The organism is Streptosporangium sp. NPDC000095 (assembly GCF_042899335.1).
Taxonomy (GTDB): domain Bacteria; phylum Actinomycetota; class Actinomycetes; order Streptosporangiales; family Streptosporangiaceae; genus Streptosporangium.
This window is the reverse complement of sequence record NZ_JBIAZS010000014.1, coordinates 123,301-137,867: the sequence shown is the minus strand read 5'-3', so window position 1 is coordinate 137,867 and position 14,567 is coordinate 123,301. Positions and strand designations below refer to the sequence as shown.

The 14,567-nt window shown below is 70.0% G+C and carries 15 protein-coding genes; 8 read left to right on the top strand and 7 right to left on the bottom strand.

Annotated elements, in window-relative coordinates; translation table 11 throughout:
• The first annotated feature begins 8 nt into the window (after positions 1-8).
• On the top strand, positions 9-227 hold the full coding sequence (locus tag ACFY3V_RS28390; RefSeq protein WP_362764670.1) for a hypothetical protein: 219 nt from the start codon (positions 9-11) through the stop codon (positions 225-227).
• A gap of 88 nt (positions 228-315) precedes the next feature.
• Here the strand turns inward: ACFY3V_RS28390 and ACFY3V_RS28385 are convergent, their stop codons facing one another.
• The 6 genes from ACFY3V_RS28385 to ACFY3V_RS28360 all read right to left on the bottom strand — a co-directional run bounded on the left by ACFY3V_RS28385 (position 316) and on the right by ACFY3V_RS28360 (position 6,738).
• On the bottom strand, positions 316-597 hold the full coding sequence (locus ACFY3V_RS28385; RefSeq protein ID WP_350941509.1) for a metal-sensitive transcriptional regulator: 282 nt from the start codon (positions 595-597) through the stop codon (positions 316-318).
• Positions 598-615: 18 nt separating this feature from the next.
• Positions 616-1,692 (bottom strand): glycosyltransferase, encoded by a 1,077-nt coding sequence (locus tag ACFY3V_RS28380; RefSeq protein WP_350941510.1) that lies wholly within the window; start codon positions 1,690-1,692, stop codon positions 616-618.
• Entirely contained in the window at positions 1,689-2,483 is a 795-nt protein-coding gene (locus tag ACFY3V_RS28375; protein ID WP_350943515.1) for a hypothetical protein, read from the bottom strand. Before ACFY3V_RS28375 ends, ACFY3V_RS28380 begins: the two co-directional genes overlap by 4 nt.
• A 168-nt stretch (positions 2,484-2,651) precedes the next feature.
• Positions 2,652-4,802: a heterodisulfide reductase-related iron-sulfur binding cluster gene (locus ACFY3V_RS28370; RefSeq protein ID WP_362897953.1), complete on the bottom strand. Its 2,151-nt coding sequence runs from the start codon at positions 4,800-4,802 to the stop codon at positions 2,652-2,654.
• Positions 4,803-5,152: 350 nt separating this feature from the next.
• On the bottom strand, positions 5,153-5,917 hold the full coding sequence (locus ACFY3V_RS28365; RefSeq protein ID WP_389777766.1) for a TetR family transcriptional regulator: 765 nt from the start codon (positions 5,915-5,917) through the stop codon (positions 5,153-5,155).
• A gap of 11 nt (positions 5,918-5,928) precedes the next feature.
• Positions 5,929-6,738 carry a sugar phosphate isomerase/epimerase gene (locus ACFY3V_RS28360; protein WP_350941514.1) on the bottom strand — a complete coding sequence of 270 codons (810 nt, stop codon included), beginning with the start codon at positions 6,736-6,738 and terminating at the stop codon, positions 5,929-5,931.
• A 162-nt stretch (positions 6,739-6,900) separates the two neighbouring features.
• Here ACFY3V_RS28360 and ACFY3V_RS28355 point away from each other — a divergent pair, with 162 nt between their 5' ends.
• The 5 genes from ACFY3V_RS28355 to disA all read left to right on the top strand — a co-directional run bounded on the left by ACFY3V_RS28355 (position 6,901) and on the right by disA (position 11,284).
• Entirely contained in the window at positions 6,901-7,599 is a 699-nt protein-coding gene (locus tag ACFY3V_RS28355) for a class I SAM-dependent methyltransferase (RefSeq protein ID WP_362897957.1), read from the top strand.
• 100 nt (positions 7,600-7,699) lie between these two features.
• Entirely contained in the window at positions 7,700-8,080 is a 381-nt protein-coding gene (locus tag ACFY3V_RS28350; protein ID WP_362897959.1) for a MerR family transcriptional regulator, read from the top strand.
• The gene (gene trxA, locus ACFY3V_RS28345) at positions 8,077-8,391 is read left to right on the top strand and encodes a thioredoxin (RefSeq protein ID WP_350941517.1); all 315 of its coding nucleotides are present in this window, start codon (positions 8,077-8,079) and stop codon (positions 8,389-8,391) included. The genes ACFY3V_RS28350 and trxA overlap by 4 nt, the downstream gene beginning before the upstream one ends.
• 93 nt (positions 8,392-8,484) lie before the next feature.
• Positions 8,485-9,888, top strand: a complete 1,404-nt coding sequence (radA, locus tag ACFY3V_RS28340; RefSeq protein WP_350941518.1) for a DNA repair protein RadA — start codon at positions 8,485-8,487, stop codon at positions 9,886-9,888.
• Positions 9,889-10,198: 310 nt separating this feature from the next.
• On the top strand, positions 10,199-11,284 hold the full coding sequence (gene disA / locus ACFY3V_RS28335; RefSeq protein WP_362897966.1) for a DNA integrity scanning diadenylate cyclase DisA: 1,086 nt from the start codon (positions 10,199-10,201) through the stop codon (positions 11,282-11,284).
• 236 nt (positions 11,285-11,520) lie between these two features.
• Here disA and ACFY3V_RS28330 read toward each other — a convergent pair whose 3' ends face one another.
• On the bottom strand, positions 11,521-12,186 hold the full coding sequence (locus tag ACFY3V_RS28330; protein ID WP_389777761.1) for a hypothetical protein: 666 nt from the start codon (positions 12,184-12,186) through the stop codon (positions 11,521-11,523).
• A 244-nt stretch (positions 12,187-12,430) separates the two neighbouring features.
• Here ACFY3V_RS28330 and ACFY3V_RS28325 point away from each other — a divergent pair, with 244 nt between their 5' ends.
• Both ACFY3V_RS28325 and ACFY3V_RS28320 read left to right on the top strand, forming a co-directional pair.
• Positions 12,431-13,306 (top strand): A/G-specific adenine glycosylase, encoded by an 876-nt coding sequence (locus ACFY3V_RS28325; RefSeq protein WP_350941521.1) that lies wholly within the window; start codon positions 12,431-12,433, stop codon positions 13,304-13,306.
• 79 nt (positions 13,307-13,385) lie between these two features.
• A complete protein-coding gene (locus ACFY3V_RS28320) occupies positions 13,386-14,474 on the top strand; it encodes an alanine racemase (RefSeq protein ID WP_389777758.1) in 1,089 nt (362 codons plus the stop codon).
• Positions 14,475-14,567: the final 93 nt, after the last annotated feature.

Genomic DNA, 14,567 nt, shown 5'->3' with positions numbered 1-14,567 from the left:
GGGCACCGATGACCGCCCGCCGTAACCTCGAAGTGGGTGTGGGCTGCGGAAGGAAGGACGACGCGGTGGGGCACGACGACCTGGACTCTAGGGTCCACGACCGTGTCGCGTTGGACGAGATCGCGCTCTATGCCGAGGTGCTGTCCGCCGTCGCGATGAGCGAACGGCCCCTCACCTCGGTGGAGCTCGACAACGCGCTCGGATTGAGCGCTTCGGCTGTTTGCTGAGGCCTCGGGAAGAACCGTTTCCAAGACCTTGTCCCGGACCCTTCGACGGGGTCCGGGACGTGGTCGGAAAAGATAGTCATGTGACTAGTCACGAACGGACGAGACGGGCGATCGCGGCCGACGCCTCCTTGACCTTCTCCTCCGCCTCCGGCCCCCCGGCGCTGATGGCGTCGGCGACACAGTGCCCGATGTGGTCCTCCAGCAGGCCGAGCGCCACCGCCTGGAGCGCCCGCGTGGCGGCCGAGACCTGGGTCAGCACGTCGATGCAGTAGGCATCCTCTTCGACCATCCGCTGCAGGCCCCTGATCTGCCCCTCGACACGCCGCAACCGGGTCAGATAAGCCTGTTTGTCACCGCTGTACCCATGCATGTCCCAACGGTACCGGTGTCAGGCGCGGCGGGATGTCGCCGCGATCAGTTTCTCCCAGCGGTCGGCCACCGAGGACGCGCCGTGGCCCGCCGCGACCTCCAGCGCCCCCGCGGCCAGCTCCCTGCGCCGCCGCTCGTCGTCGATGAGCGCGAGCATCGCGGACGCGTACGCCTCGATCTCGTCCTCCCCCTCGGCGACCAGCACTCCGTTCCTGCCGTCGGCCACGAGCTCGCCCGGTCCACGGGGGCCGCCGAACGCGATCACCGGTACCCCGCTCGCCATCGCCTCGATCACGGCCATGCCGAGCACCTCCGTCCTGGAGGTGCTCGCCACGATCGACGCCTTGGCGAACTCGCCGGTGAGGTCGGAGGTCGTTCCCATGAAGTAGACGTGGTTGTGCAGGTCGAGGTCACCGACGAGGGCGCGCAGGCGCTTCTCCTCCGGGCCCCCGCCGTACAGGCGCAGCCGCCAGTCGGGGCGTTTGCCCGCGACGACGGCGAACGCGCGGATCAGCCGGTCGTGTGCCTTCGCCGGCACCAGACGCCCTCCGGCGGCGACGATGCGGTTGTCCATCCGCGAGCGCGGCCACGGCCCCGCGGGCAGCGCGTCGGGGATCACGTTGACCGGCACGTTCCCGCCCAGGAGGTGGTCCCACTCCTGTCGGCTCGTCTCGGTGGCGGTGGCGACCGCGTCCAGGCGCGGGTAGAACTTCCTGATCGGCCCCGGTACGGGCGGCCGGCCCCACTCCCGGGCGATCCGCGTGATGTCGCGCGGCGCGTGCCTGGCCACCTGGACGCTCAGCACCGGCCGTGTGCTGACGAGCACGTCGGCCCGCAGCCCGCGCAGCCGCCGCCAGAGGGCGACCTCGGTGCGCATCTGGCCTCGGGGAAGCAGGGATCTGCCTCCCGGCTGGGCGTCGACCACCCAGGAGAGCTTCACACCGGACGCCACGGGGAAGAACGGTTTCTCCCGCTGGCGGCGGACGCTGATGATCTCGACCTCGTGACGTTCTGCCAGCTCTCCCGCGAGGTTGACGATCGAGCGTACGTCACCGCGCATGCCGTAGACGGATGGGGTGAGCAGGCAGATCCTCACCCGCCGACCTCGATCCTGAGCTCGTCGTCCGCCGTGTAGCAGGGACGGATCGGCACCCCGTCGATCTGCGCGGCGGGGTAGTGCAGGCGGCGGCGCTTGCCGTCGACGTCGTCCAGCCGGGAGCCCAGCCGCAGCGGTGTGGCCACGCCGCGTACCTCCAGGGAGGGCTCCCAGGTGCCGGTCTGGTCGGGGGCGGCGGCGAGCACGTCGCACAGCGAGAGCGCCGCGTGGAAGCGCACGCCCTGGACCGTTGCAATGGAGGTCAGCTCGGCGTCGGGCCGGCTGCGGCGCAGGGCGAGCTTCGCCTCGTGCCTCGCCTCGTCGTCGTCGAGGCCGGTGAAGGCGAGCAGCCCGGTGACCTCGAAGCGCCCCTCCCTGAACCAGACGGAACGGACCTCCGCCGTCGGCCGGGCGTCGTCGATCTTCAGGGCGAGGAAGCCGTTGCGGGTCCGGTAGGCGCGGTAGGCCAGCGTGCGGCGGCTCAGCGCGTACGCCTCGAGATGGTCGAGGGAGAATCCGGGGTCGACGCTGCGCAGCCGCGTGCGCGCCTTGCCCTGTTGCAGGTAGGTGTCCCAGCGGCCGGGACCGAGGGCGAGCGGGGCGAGCGAGACCGCCAGCTCCGCCTTGCGCATCCGTGCGTCCGGAGTGCCCAGCGGCACCCGGCTCTCGACCGAGGTGGCCCGGTTACGCAGGACCAGTTCGGTGCCGTCGGCCAAGGGTTCGTCGACGGCCAGCCGAAGTGAGAGAACATCGGCCAGGGTAACCTCGGCATCGCTGACGACGGCTGGCATCGTCAAGCCCCCTCCCCGTTGAATGAGCTACGCGACGTTGAGGTTACCGTGATTTTCCCGTTATGTGGAGAAAGGTTTTCGGACCTTACATCCTTTTCACGATGACTTGACCCTATGTCAGAGGGAACATCGGGAAAATGTCCCCTCTGACGGATGACACACCCGCTGTCAGGGCGCCTCTACCGGCCGGCCTTTGATCGATTTGATCAGCAGCTGGGAGACGTCGACGACCTCCAGCGTCTCCTTGGCCTCGCCCGCGTTCTTCTTCTCGTTGATCGAGTCGCCGAGCATGACCAGGCAGAACGGGCACGCCGTGGAGATGGTGTCCGGCTCGGTGGTGAGCGCCTCGTCCACCCGCTCGGTGTTGATGCGCTTGCCGAGCCGCTCCTCCATCCACATCCGCGCGCCGCCGGCGCCGCAGCAGAAGCCGCGGTCCTTGTGGCGGTGCATCTCCTGGGTCTTCACGCCGGGCACCTTGGCCATGATGTCGCGGGGCTGGGAGTAGACCTTGTTGTGGCGGCCCAGGAAGCACGGGTCGTGGTAGGTGATCTTCTCCTCGATCGGCGTGATCGGGACCAGCCTGCCCTCGTCCACCAGCTTGGCGAGCAGCTGGGTGTGGTGCACCACCTCGTAGGTGCCGCCGAGCTGGGGATATTCGTTGGCGAGGGTGTTGAAGCAGTGCGGGCAGGTCGCGACGATCTTCTTGACCCCCGCCTCGTTCAGCGTCTCGATGTTCTGCTTGGCCAGCATGTCGAACAGATACTCCATGCCCAGGCGGCGCGCCGGGTCGCCGGTGCACGCCTCCATCGGGCCGAGCACCGCGAACTTCACCCCGGCGACGTGCAGCAGTTCCGCGACCGCCTTGGTGGTCTTCTTCGCCCGGTCCTCCAGCGCTCCGGCACAGCCGACCCAGAAGAGGTATTCGACATCTTCGCCCATTTTGTCATCGATGAGCGTGATCTCGATGGGGTCGACCTCGCGGCTCGCCAGCTCCTCGACCCAGTCGGCCCGCTTCATCTCGGACATCCCCCACGGGTTGCCCTTGTTCTCCAGGTTCTTGACCATGACGCCGGCCTCGGAGGGGAAGTTGGACTCCACCATCGCCTGGTAGCGGCGCATGTCGAGGATGTGGTCGATGTGCTCGATGTCGACCGGGCACTGCTCGACGCAGGCGCCGCAGTTGGTGCAGGACCACAGCACGTCGGGGTGGATCACGCCTTCCTCGCCCACCAGCGGCTTGTCCAGCAGGGCCAGCACGTCCTCGTGCAGGCCCGCGCGCTGCTCCCCGGTGGCCATCAGGTACGGGGCGACCTTGAAGGCGTGGTCGCGCTGCTCAAGGATGAGCATCTTCGGCGAGAGCGGCTTGTCGGTGTTCCAGGCCGGGCACTGGTCCTGGCAGCGTCCGCACTCGGTGCAGGTGTAGAAGTCGAGGAAGCCCTTCCAGGTGGTGTCCTCGATCTTGCCGCGGCCGAGCCGGTCGCCGTCGAGCTCCTCGTCCTCGAAGTCGACGAGCTTGCCGTCGATCCGCATCGGCTGGGCGGGGCCGTTGCCGTCGGGACGCCGGGAGAACGCCACGTTCAGCGGCGCGGTGAAGATGTGCAGGTGCTTGGAGTTCACCACGATCACGAGGAAGACCAGCATCACGCCGATGTGCAGGAGCAGCCCGACGTGTTCGAGCGTCTCGTTGGCCGAAGGGCCCAGCGGGCGCAGCAGGGCGGCGGTCGCCTCGGAGGCGAACGCTCCCGAGGCGTACGGCAGGTTGCCGGTGTTCGCCGCCGCGCCGCGGAAGAGGAGCATCGTCCAGATCACGTTGAAGATCATGAAGAGGACGAGCCAGGCACCGCCGAGGTGCGAGCCGAAGAACCGGGACCTGCGGCCCAGCTTCTTCGGCGAGTTCTTGATCCTGATGACCGCGAAGGCGATGAGTCCGAGCAGGGCCGCGACCGCGATGAAGTCCTGCAGGAAGCCCAGGATCGGCCACGTCCCGATGAGCGGGATGTGGAAGTCGGGGGTGCCGGTGACGGCCCCCTGGATCAGCGCGCCGTACGCCTCCAGATAGACGGTCGCCAGGATGAGGAACGCCCACATGACGAAGAAGTGCGCGACACCGGAGGCCGTCCACTTCAGCAGCTTCCGCTGCCCGAACACCTCGACCAGCTGGGCCTTGATCTCCTCACCCAGGTTGGCCCTGGCGTACTCGACGCGCTCGGGCGCGGGAGGCCCTACGGTGGCGAGGTTGTACAGGAACAACACGCGGCGCGCGGCGAGCGCGAGCGCGACGGCTGTCATGACCAGCCCGATGATCGCTACCCAGAGCACTGGTCCTCCCACAGACGGCGTTGGCTGCCAGCGTACGACCGCCGGTCATCCACGATGACAGAGGGTCCCCACAGATACTACCGATGAGTAACTTCTCTTCGCCGGGAGACCCCCGGTGACCGTCGTCACCCTACGGTCAACACCGTTCCCAGAACAATGCTCTGCATGCCTCCGAACGACATCGAAGTGACCTTCGAGCTTCATGGGGCTCGGCGGGCGCGGCCTGGACATCGGCAGGACGGGGACTCGGCGAGGCGTGCCGGCACCTCGGCCCGAATGGTGGGAATGTGGGAGATACGGCGGTATATAGCGGGAAGACCTCTATGGGCGCCCCCGGAGGGCGGGGAAGCCTATCGCGGCGGGTCGAGATAACCCTGGATCGTGGGTGTGAGCAATTTCACCAGCTCTTCAAGATCCACCGAGGCGAGCGGCTCCAGTTGGAGGACGTAGCGCATCAGGACCACGCCGAACATCTGCGCGAAGGCCGCCTCCATCCGGATCAGCGGGATGTCCAGGCTCTCCGCGACCCGGTTGAGCAGCGCGCGGGTCACGAACTCGCGGATCATGACGACCATCCGCTCGTTCGTCATCGCGGTGCGGGCCAGCGCCAGCACCGGCTGGCGCGCCCCGGCCTCCGAGGTGATCGTCAGGATGAGCCTGACCAGCCGCTCGCCGACCTCCTCGCGGGGTCCCGCCATGATCGCCGCGAGGACGTTCTCGGGGTTGATCGGCAGCTCCATCGCCTCGACGAACATCTTCTCCTTGCCGGAGAAGTAGTGGTGGACCAGCGCCGGGTCCACCTCCGCCCGCCGGGCGATGCCCCGGATGGTCGCCTTGTCGAACCCCTTCTCCGCGAAGGTCTCGCGCGCCGCCGCGAGGATCTGCCCTCGCGTGTCGGCCGAGCCCGGCCTGCGCCCCGGACGCCTTCTCCCCTCCGCCGGTCCGGCCGCGGACCTCTCCGCAGGTCCGTCCGTGGACCCGTTCGCGGGCGTGGCCGTTGACCTTCCAGAGGGACCGTTCGCGGGGGCGTCCGTCGACCTCTCCGAGGATCCGTTCGCGGGCGCGTCCACGGACCCGTCCGAGGAGCCGTTGGAGGGCCTGCCCGTGGTGCTCATGACAGGCCCACTCACGCGGGGGTGGAGGCCGCGAGGTGCAGCCGGGCGAACGCGAGCGCCTCCGCGAGGTCGTCGATCCGCTCGGAACGGCTGGCCGCCTTGCGCGTATTGATCTCCAGCACGACCAGCCCCGAATATCCGTTGCCCGCCATCCGCTCCAGGATCGGCGCGCACGGCTGGTTGCCCCGCCCGGGAACCAGGTGCTCGTCCTTGTTCGGCACCCCGACGCCGTCGGCCAGGTGCAGGTGGGCGAGCCGGTCGCCGAGCTTGGTGAACATCTCCAGGGCGTCGGACCCGGACACCGCCGTGTGCGACAGATCCAGCGTGACCTGCGGGAAGTCGTAGTCGACCGGATTCCAGTCGGGAGAGTAAGGGACGACCTCGTTGCCCCTCGCCCTCAGCGGGAACATGTTCTCCACCGCGAAGACCACGTCGGTCTCCTCACGCATCCTGGCCAGGCCGATCTCGAAGTCGCGCGCGTAGTCGCGCTGCCAGCGGAACGGCGGATGCACCACGACCGTCCTGGCACCGACCCGCTCGGCGGCACGCTGCGCGCGCTGGAGCTTGGCCCACGGGTCCTTGCCCCACACACGCTGCGTCACCAGCAGGCACGGTGCGTGAATGGCCAGGATCGGCAGGTGGTAGTGGTCCGACAGCCGCTCCAGGACATCGACGTCCTGGCTCACGGGGTCGGCGCCCACCATGATCTCCACACCGTCGTACCCCAGGCGCGCGGCCAGTTCGAAAGCGTCGGGAGTACGTTCGGGATACACCGACGCGGTGGACAGCGCGATCTTCGCGCTGGATACACGGACGCTCATACCGCTTCCTCGTCTCCGGCTCGGAGCGCACACTCGCGAACACCGCCGGGCCGACCGGCCCGATCGCTCACGTCGCTCACATTTGCCAGCCTAAGCGGGTCCGGAGGGCAGTGCTGTCCGCCACCACCGACACGGCCTAGATCACACCATTACGGTGAGGGCATGCCGAGGTTCTTGAGGGGCTCCATCCCCAGCCCCAACATCTGGAACACCCCCCAGATCTACGAGTTGGAAAACCGGGCGGTGGACCCCGAGGGACACGCCGAGGCGGCGATGTCGGCGATCCGGTCGTGGACCGGGGCGACGGTCCTCGACATCGGCTGCGGTACCGGCTACCACCTGCCCGCCCTCGCCTCGACCGCCACCCGGGTGATCGGCGTGGAGCCGCACGAGGACCTTGTCCTGCTGGCCAGGCGCCGCTGCCGCGCCCTGCGGAACGTCGAGATCCACACCGCCACCGCCCAGGCGATCCCGCTGCCCGACGCCTCCGTGGACGTGGCCGTCGCCCGCTGGGCGTACTTCTTCGGCCCCGGGTGCGAGCCGGGCCTGGCCGAACTCTCCCGGGTGATGCGGCGCGGCGGCGCGGCCTTCGTGATCGACATCGACACCACCCGCGGCGCCTTCGGCCGCTGGTTCGGCCAGTCCATCCCCGCCTACTCCGCCAGGTCCGTCGAGAACTTCTGGAGCCGCCAGGGCTGGCAGACGGACAAGCTCGATCTGCGCATGTCCTTCGAGCGCCGCGCCGACCTGGAGGCCGTGCTCCGCATCGAGTTCACCCCCGCGGTCGCCGACCTGGCCATCGCCGAGACCCCCGGCCTGGAGATCGCCTACCCCAACCTGCTGCGCTGGAAGCGGTTCTGAAACGGCGACGACCTCCGCGGGGCCGACCGGGAACAACGGGACGGGGCCTTGACCTTGACGTTGATGTCAAGGTCTATCGTCGTGCCGTGGGGAGGGCCGGATGCGGATCGGTGAGCTGGCGCGGCGGGCGGGTGTCAGCACCCGGGCACTGCGCTACTACGAGCAGCAGGGACTGATCACGGCCCGGCGCTCGGCCAACGGCTACCGGGAGTACGGGGAGGAGGATCTCAAGCTCGTCTCCGAGATCCGCTCGTTGCTCGCCGTCGGCTTCACCCTGGACGACGCCCGCCCGTTCGTCGCCTGCCTGCGGGCCGGTCACGAGTCAGGGGGGTCGTGCCCGGAGTCCGTCGCCGTCTACCAGCGCAAACTGGCGGAGATCGACGACGAGATCCGCACGCTTCTCACCCGGAGGGCGGAGGTGGCGGCGCAGCTGACCACCGCCTGCCCAGGATGCGTACTGAGGAAAGTGGGAAAATCATGATCACATTGACCGCGGAGAACTTCGACGAGCAGGTGCTGCGGAGCGACAAGCCCGTCCTGGTCGACTTCTGGGCCGAGTGGTGCGGGCCGTGCAAGATGATCGCGCCGATCCTCACGGAGATCGAGGCCGAGCTCGGCGACCGCGTCACGATCGCGAAGCTCAACGCCGACGACTACCCCGAGATCACCGCGAGGTACGGCGTCCTCGGCCTGCCGACGCTCAACCTCTACAAGGGCGGCGAGGTCGTGCAGCAGATCAAGGGCGCCAAGCCCAAGCGCCTGCTCCTCGCCGAGCTCGAAGGCCACATCTGAGGAAAGCGCGCTCCGTACCTCCCCGCGACTTTCACCCGGTACGGCACGCCGTACCGGGTGAAAGTTGTCGGGCTCTGCCGGTAACGTGCGGCCATGGCGAAGAAGGCTGGTGGCTACCGCTGTGCCGAGTGCGGGTGGCAGACGGCCAAATGGGTGGGGCGCTGCGGCGAGTGCCAGGCCTGGGGCACGGTCGAGGAGGAAACGGCTCCCGCGGGGGCACGCGTGGCCTCCGCCGGGGCGGTCTCGGCACCGGCGGTGCCGATCGGCCAGGTCAAGGCCGAGGTGGCGCACGCGCGCGGCACCGGTGTGCCCGAGCTCGACCGGGTCCTCGGCGGCGGTCTGGTTCCCGGAGCCGTCGTGCTGCTGGCCGGCGAGCCCGGCATCGGCAAGTCGACCCTCCTGCTGGAGGCGGCAGCCAAGATCGCCCGACAGCAGACGGTCCTCTACATCACGGGTGAGGAGTCGGCCGCCCAGGTGCGGATCAGGGCCGACCGGATCGGCGCGATCCAGGACCGCCTCTACCTCGCCGCCGAGACCGACCTGGGCGCGCTGGTGTCACATGTCGAGAAGGTCCAGCCCGACCTGCTCATCGTCGACTCGGTGCAGACGATCGGCTCCACCCAGGCGACGGGCGTGCCCGGCGGGGTGACCCAGGTCAGGGAGGTCGCGGGAAACCTGGTGCGGCTCGCCAAGGAGCGCGGCATGGCCACCGTGCTGGTCGGCCACGTCACCAAGGAGGGCTCGATCGCCGGTCCCCGCACCCTGGAGCACCTGGTCGACGTCGTGCTCCACTTCGAGGGCGACCGGCACTCCCGGCTCCGCCTCGTCCGTGCGATCAAGAACCGGTACGGCCCGGTGGACGAGGTCGGCTGCTTCGACCTCCACGAGAGCGGCATCGAGGGCATCACCGACGCCAGCGGCCTGTTCGTCTCCCACCGCACCGACCCGGTGCCCGGCACGTGCGTCACGGTCACCCTGGAGGGCACCCGGCCACTGCCCGCCGAGGTGCAGGCCCTGGTCGCGAGGACCGAGGCCCAGCAGCCGCGCCGATCCTCCTCCGGGCTCGACACCTACCGGGTCACGATGGTCCTCGCCGTGCTGGAGCGGCGGCTCAACGCCAAGCTGGGCGGATGCGACGTCTTCACCGCCACCGTCGGAGGGATCAAGCTCAGCGATCCCGCCGTGGACCTGTCGGTGATGCTCGCGGTCGCCAGCGCGGCGGGTGACAAGGCGCTCCCCTCCGGCCTGGTGGTGCTCGGTGAGGTGGGCCTGGCGGGAGAGCTGCGCCCGGTGCGCGACGTGCGGCGCCGCCTGTCGGAGGCCGCCCGGCTGGGCTTCACCCGCGCGCTCGTCCCCACCGGCTCCCTCGACACGGGCAAGAAGCGCAACGGCGACCACTCCCTGGTCCGCATGGCCGGACGCGGAGCGCCCTTCGCGCCCGGCTTCGACGTCGTCGAGGCGGAGAACGTCTGGGACGCCCTCACCCATGTCACCTGATACGCGCCACGGGCTCCAGGCGCGGCGCGGCCGGCGGCCCTGCGACGGTGCGACCGGTCACCGGCACCGCAAGGAACGCGGTCGGCGACCCCGCGACACCCGCCGCCACGAGATCCACGCGGGGCGCTCTCGACGGCTCCCCGACGCTCGCCATCACGAGATCCACGCGAGGCGCGCCCGGCGGCTCCCCGGCGCCCACGCCGGTGCGGCGCGTCACGGGCTCCGCACGGCGCGTGGCATCCACCGATTCCGGACCGCGCGGATCCTCCGCCGGTAAGCTTGAGCGCTATACGCAGACCACGGGGGTCATGTGCCAGCAAACTACAAAGGACTCGACGAACGTCGCAGAGCCGTCCTGGCCGCGGTCGCACCCGGCACCGCGCTGCGCGACGGACTGGAGCGCATTCTCCGCGGGCACACGGGTGGCCTGATCGTGCTGGGATACGACGGCACGGTCGAGGAGATATGCAGCGGCGGCTTCGAGCTGGACGTCGAGTTCTCCGCGACGCGGCTGCGCGAGCTGGCCAAGATGGACGGCGCGATCGTCCTCAACTCCGGCGATCTCAGGATCGTACGCGCGGCCGTGCACCTGATGCCCGATCCGTCCATTCCCACCGACGAGTCCGGCACCCGGCACCGCACCGCCCAGCGCGTGGCCCTGCAGACGTCACTGCCGGTCATCTCGCTCAGCAAGTCCATGCGGATCATCGCTCTTTACCTCGACGGCATCCGCTACGTGGTGGAGGAGTCGGCGGTCATCCTGTCCAAGTCCAACCAGGCCCTCGCCACGCTGGAGCGCTACAAGCTCCGCCTGGACGAGGTCTCCGGCACGCTCTCCGCGCTGGAGATCGAGGACCTGGTGACGGTCCGCGACATCGCGGTGGTCGCCCAGCGGCTGGAGATGGTCAGGCGCATCTCCGAGGAGATCGCGGGATACGTGGTCGAGCTCGGCACCGACGGCCGGCTGCTCTCCCTGCAGCTGGACGAGCTCGTCGCCGGCACGGAGAGCGACCGTGAGCTGATCGTGCGCGACTACCTGCCCGCGGCCGGCCGCCGCCCGCGCAAGTTCGCCGAGGCGTTGCACGAGCTCGACCAGCTCTCCTCCGCCGAGCTTCTCGACCTCTCGGTCGTCGCCCAGATCCTCGGCCACGCGGGCAACGACGCCCTGGAGACCCCGGTGAGCCCGCGGGGCTACCGCCTGCTGGCCAAGGTCCCGCGTCTGCCGAACACGGTGGTCGATCGCCTCGTCGACCACTTCGCCAGCCTGCAGAAGCTCCTCGCGGCCAGCATCGGCGAGCTCCAGGAGGTGGGCGGGGTGGGCGAGGCGAGGGCCCGCCACATCCGGGAGGGCCTCTCCCGGCTCGCGGAGTCGTCCATCCTGGAACGCTACGTCTGAGACCCCGGCGGGGCCGGGGTGAGCCCACGGCGTACCCGGTGTCCCGCCCTCTCGGATTCGACAGCCCCCAACGACCGCGAAAAGCGAGCCCAGGCCACCCACGATGATCCCCGAGGACGGCCTCAAGGTCCCGCCAGGCGGGAACCTCGACGGCTGAGGTCCCGCCGGACGGCAACCTCGACGGCCACCGAAGGTGGAAGACCGCCTGAGGTCTCGCCAGGCGGGAGACCCGACGGCTACCGAAGGTGGAAGACCGCCTTGCGGCTCTTCAGGCCGGGAGCGTGAACCACCGCGACGTAGGTGCCCGGCAGGGCGGCGGCGCGGTCGGCGGTGCAGTCGCCACCGGAGCGGCGGCGGTCCCACACCAGCTCCCTGACGTACGGGATGCCCCGGTCGAGTTCGCGGATCTTGACGGCGTCGCCGCCGACGCAGTCGGAGGACGACCACACGCGGTCGTTGCCGGAGGTGATGCGCATCTCCATCGCGCGCGGCCCGACGTCGATGGTGCACATCACCTTGCCGACGTTGACGAGGGTGAGGACGAAGCGCGGCTGGACTCCCGCCGGGTAGATCGTCCCCTTGCCCTCCATGCTCAGCACGAGCTGCGGGGAGACGCAGGCCTCGCCCGGCCGTCTGGGCCGCGCGGCCGCCTTCGGCGTGGGCGTCGGGCTCGCGGACGTCGAGGGGATGACCGTCATGGTCGGCAGGACGGCCGTCAGCGGGTCAGGTGTCTGCTGTCCGGCGGCCGAGGTGCTCCTCTCCCTGACGTCATCCGGCCCGCCCGTCGACGAGCAGGCCCACGCCACGACGGCGACCACCACGAGCACACCGACAAGCGCGGCTATCCGGCGCCGCCAGTAGACGTCGGCTCCGACGTCACCACGGAACGTGTCGGGATCCATACGCTCAGTATGGTTAGTCCTGGCGGACCACAGGAGACGACCCGCCGCTTCCGGCCTGTTTCGGCCGCAGGTCAATGGTCGGGGCGGGCATGGAGCAGGCACGGAACAGGCACGGAGCAGGCACAGCCAGGCGCGGACAGAAACCGCCAAGTGCAGACAGACGAAGCCGGGCCGAGGCGTCCGCGCCTGCCCGTGCCTGCCCGTGCCTGGCTGCGCCTGTCCGTGCCCGCACTATCGTCGAAAGGTGCCCGAGCCGAACCGCTTACTCGAACCCGTCCTCGACTGGTACGCCGGCAACGCCCGCGACCTTCCCTGGCGTACGCCCGGCGCCTCCCCCTGGTCGATCCTGGTCAGCGAGATCATGCTGCAGCAGACCCCGGTGGTCAGGGTGCTTCCCGTCTGGACCGAATGGATGGAGCGCTGGCCCACGCCCGCCTCCCTCGCCCGCGAGTCCCCCGGCGAGGCGGTACGCCACTGGGGCCGCCTCGGCTACCCCCGCCGGGCACTGAACCTGCACGCGTGCGCCCGCGCGATCACCGAACGGCACGGCGGAGAGGTCCCCACCGGCCACGACGCCCTGCTCGCGCTTCCCGGCGTCGGCGAGTACACCGCCGCCGCGGTCGCCAGCTTCGCCTTCAAGGGCCGCCACGCGGTTCTCGACACCAACGTGCGGCGGGTCCTGGCGCGGGCCGTCAGCGGGCAGGAGTATCCGCCCAAGGCCACCACGCCCCCGGAACGCAGGCTCGCCGCCTCCCTGCTCCCCGACGCCGACCGCGCACCCGTCTGGGCGGTCGCCGTGATGGAACTGGGCGCCCTGGTCTGCACCGCTCGCGCCGCCCGCTGCGCCGACTGCCCGATCAGCGACCTGTGCGCCTGGCGCCTCGCGGGCAAACCGGCCCACGACGGCCCGGCGCGCAAGGGCCAGACGTACGCGGGAACGGACCGCCAGTGCCGTGGCCGCCTCCTCGCGGTGCTGCGCCAGGCCCACGGCGCCGTCCCCAAGGACGCCCTCGACGTGGTCTGGGACGACGCCCCGCAACGCGAACGCGCCCTCGACGGCCTGATCGCGGACGGTCTGGCCGAGGTCCTCGACGACGGCACCTACCGCCTCCCGGGCTGAGTCACCAACCGGCGTAGTACGTCGAATCCACGTTTTCTCTCACCTGATCTTCGGCATCCCACATCCATCGGAGATTTTTGTGGACGCTCTCACCGTAAGAGCCCGTGAGCTGGCGGCGGCCGGAAGGCTACCCGCCTATGTGTACGACCTGGCCGCCCTGGACGCGCACGCGGCGGCGGTGCGGGCCGCGCTTCCGGGAGTCGAGCTGTACTACGCGGCGAAGGCCAATCCGGACCCGGAGTTGCTGCGGGTGCTGGCCCGGCACGTGGACGGGGTCGAGGTCGCCTCCGGTGGCGAGCTGGAGCATGTGCGGGGTGTGCTCCCCTCGGCCAGGATCGCGTTCGGCGGCCCCGGCAAGACCGACGACGAGCTCCGGCTCGCCCTCGATCACGGCGTCGAACGGCTGCACGTGGAAAGCCCGAACGAGTTGCGCCGCCTGATCGCCACCGGGCGGGAGGCCGACGTGCTGCTCCGCGCCAACCTGGCCCTCTCGCTGGGGGACGTGGCCCTGGCGATGGGCGGCGGCGCGACCCCCTTCGGCATGGACCCGGCCGGCGTCGAGGAGTGCCTCGCGCTCCTGGATCGCCAGGACGCGGTGCGCCTGCGCGGCGTTCACGCCCACCTGGCCAGCGGCCTGGACGCCCCGCGCATGCTGGAGGTCGCCGACGGCGTGCTCGGCTACGCCCGCGGTCTTGGCCTGACCGAGATCAACCTCGGTGGCGGCATGGCCGTCGACTACGCCGACCCCGGCGCCGTCTTCGACTGGGAGACCTACGGCAAAGGCCTGGCGGGGCTGCGCCGCCCCGGTGAGACGCTGCGCGTCGAGCCCGGCCGCTCCGTGTCGGTCTACTGCGGGCGGTACGTGACCCGTGTGTTGGACGTCAAGCGGGTCCACGGCGAGTTGTTCGCCATCGTGGCGGGTGGGACCCACCACATCCGCACGCCCGCGACCAAGGGCCACGACCAGCCGATGGTCATCGCCGAGGAGGGCGAGCCGGTCACGGTCGTCGGGCAGCTCTGCACTCCCAAGGACACCCTCGCGCGCCGGGTCCCGGCGGCTTTGGCGACCGGCGATCTGGTGCAGTTCCTGATGGCCGGCGCCTACGCCTGGAACATCTCCCACCACGATTTCCTGATGCACCCGCATCCGGAGTTCTCGTACGTCTGAGGTGTGCCGTCCCGACGCCGCGAAAGCCCTCGGCTCTTCCTGGAGCCGAGGGCTTCGACGATTTCCCGGTGATGAGCGCCGTGACACTTCCCG

Bases quoted from the DNA above. Each gene is read 5' to 3' on its own strand.
- trxA (WP_350941517.1), top strand. From the start codon at position 8,077: ATGATCACATTGACCGCGGAGAACTTCGACGAGCAGGTGCTGCGGAGC.
- ACFY3V_RS28375 (WP_350943515.1), bottom strand. From the start codon at position 2,483: ATGCCAGCCGTCGTCAGCGATGCCGAGGTTACCCTGGCCGATGTTCTC.
- radA (WP_350941518.1), top strand. From the start codon at position 8,485: ATGGCGAAGAAGGCTGGTGGCTACCGCTGTGCCGAGTGCGGGTGGCAG.
- ACFY3V_RS28385 (WP_350941509.1), bottom strand. From the start codon at position 597: ATGCATGGGTACAGCGGTGACAAACAGGCTTATCTGACCCGGTTGCGG.
- ACFY3V_RS28355 (WP_362897957.1), top strand. From the start codon at position 6,901: ATGCCGAGGTTCTTGAGGGGCTCCATCCCCAGCCCCAACATCTGGAAC.
- ACFY3V_RS28330 (WP_389777761.1), bottom strand. From the start codon at position 12,186: ATGGATCCCGACACGTTCCGTGGTGACGTCGGAGCCGACGTCTACTGG.
- ACFY3V_RS28350 (WP_362897959.1), top strand. From the start codon at position 7,700: ATGCGGATCGGTGAGCTGGCGCGGCGGGCGGGTGTCAGCACCCGGGCA.
- ACFY3V_RS28365 (WP_389777766.1), bottom strand. From the start codon at position 5,917: ATGAGCACCACGGGCAGGCCCTCCAACGGCTCCTCGGACGGGTCCGTG.
- ACFY3V_RS28390 (WP_362764670.1), top strand. From the start codon at position 9: ATGACCGCCCGCCGTAACCTCGAAGTGGGTGTGGGCTGCGGAAGGAAG.
- ACFY3V_RS28360 (WP_350941514.1), bottom strand. From the start codon at position 6,738: ATGAGCGTCCGTGTATCCAGCGCGAAGATCGCGCTGTCCACCGCGTCG.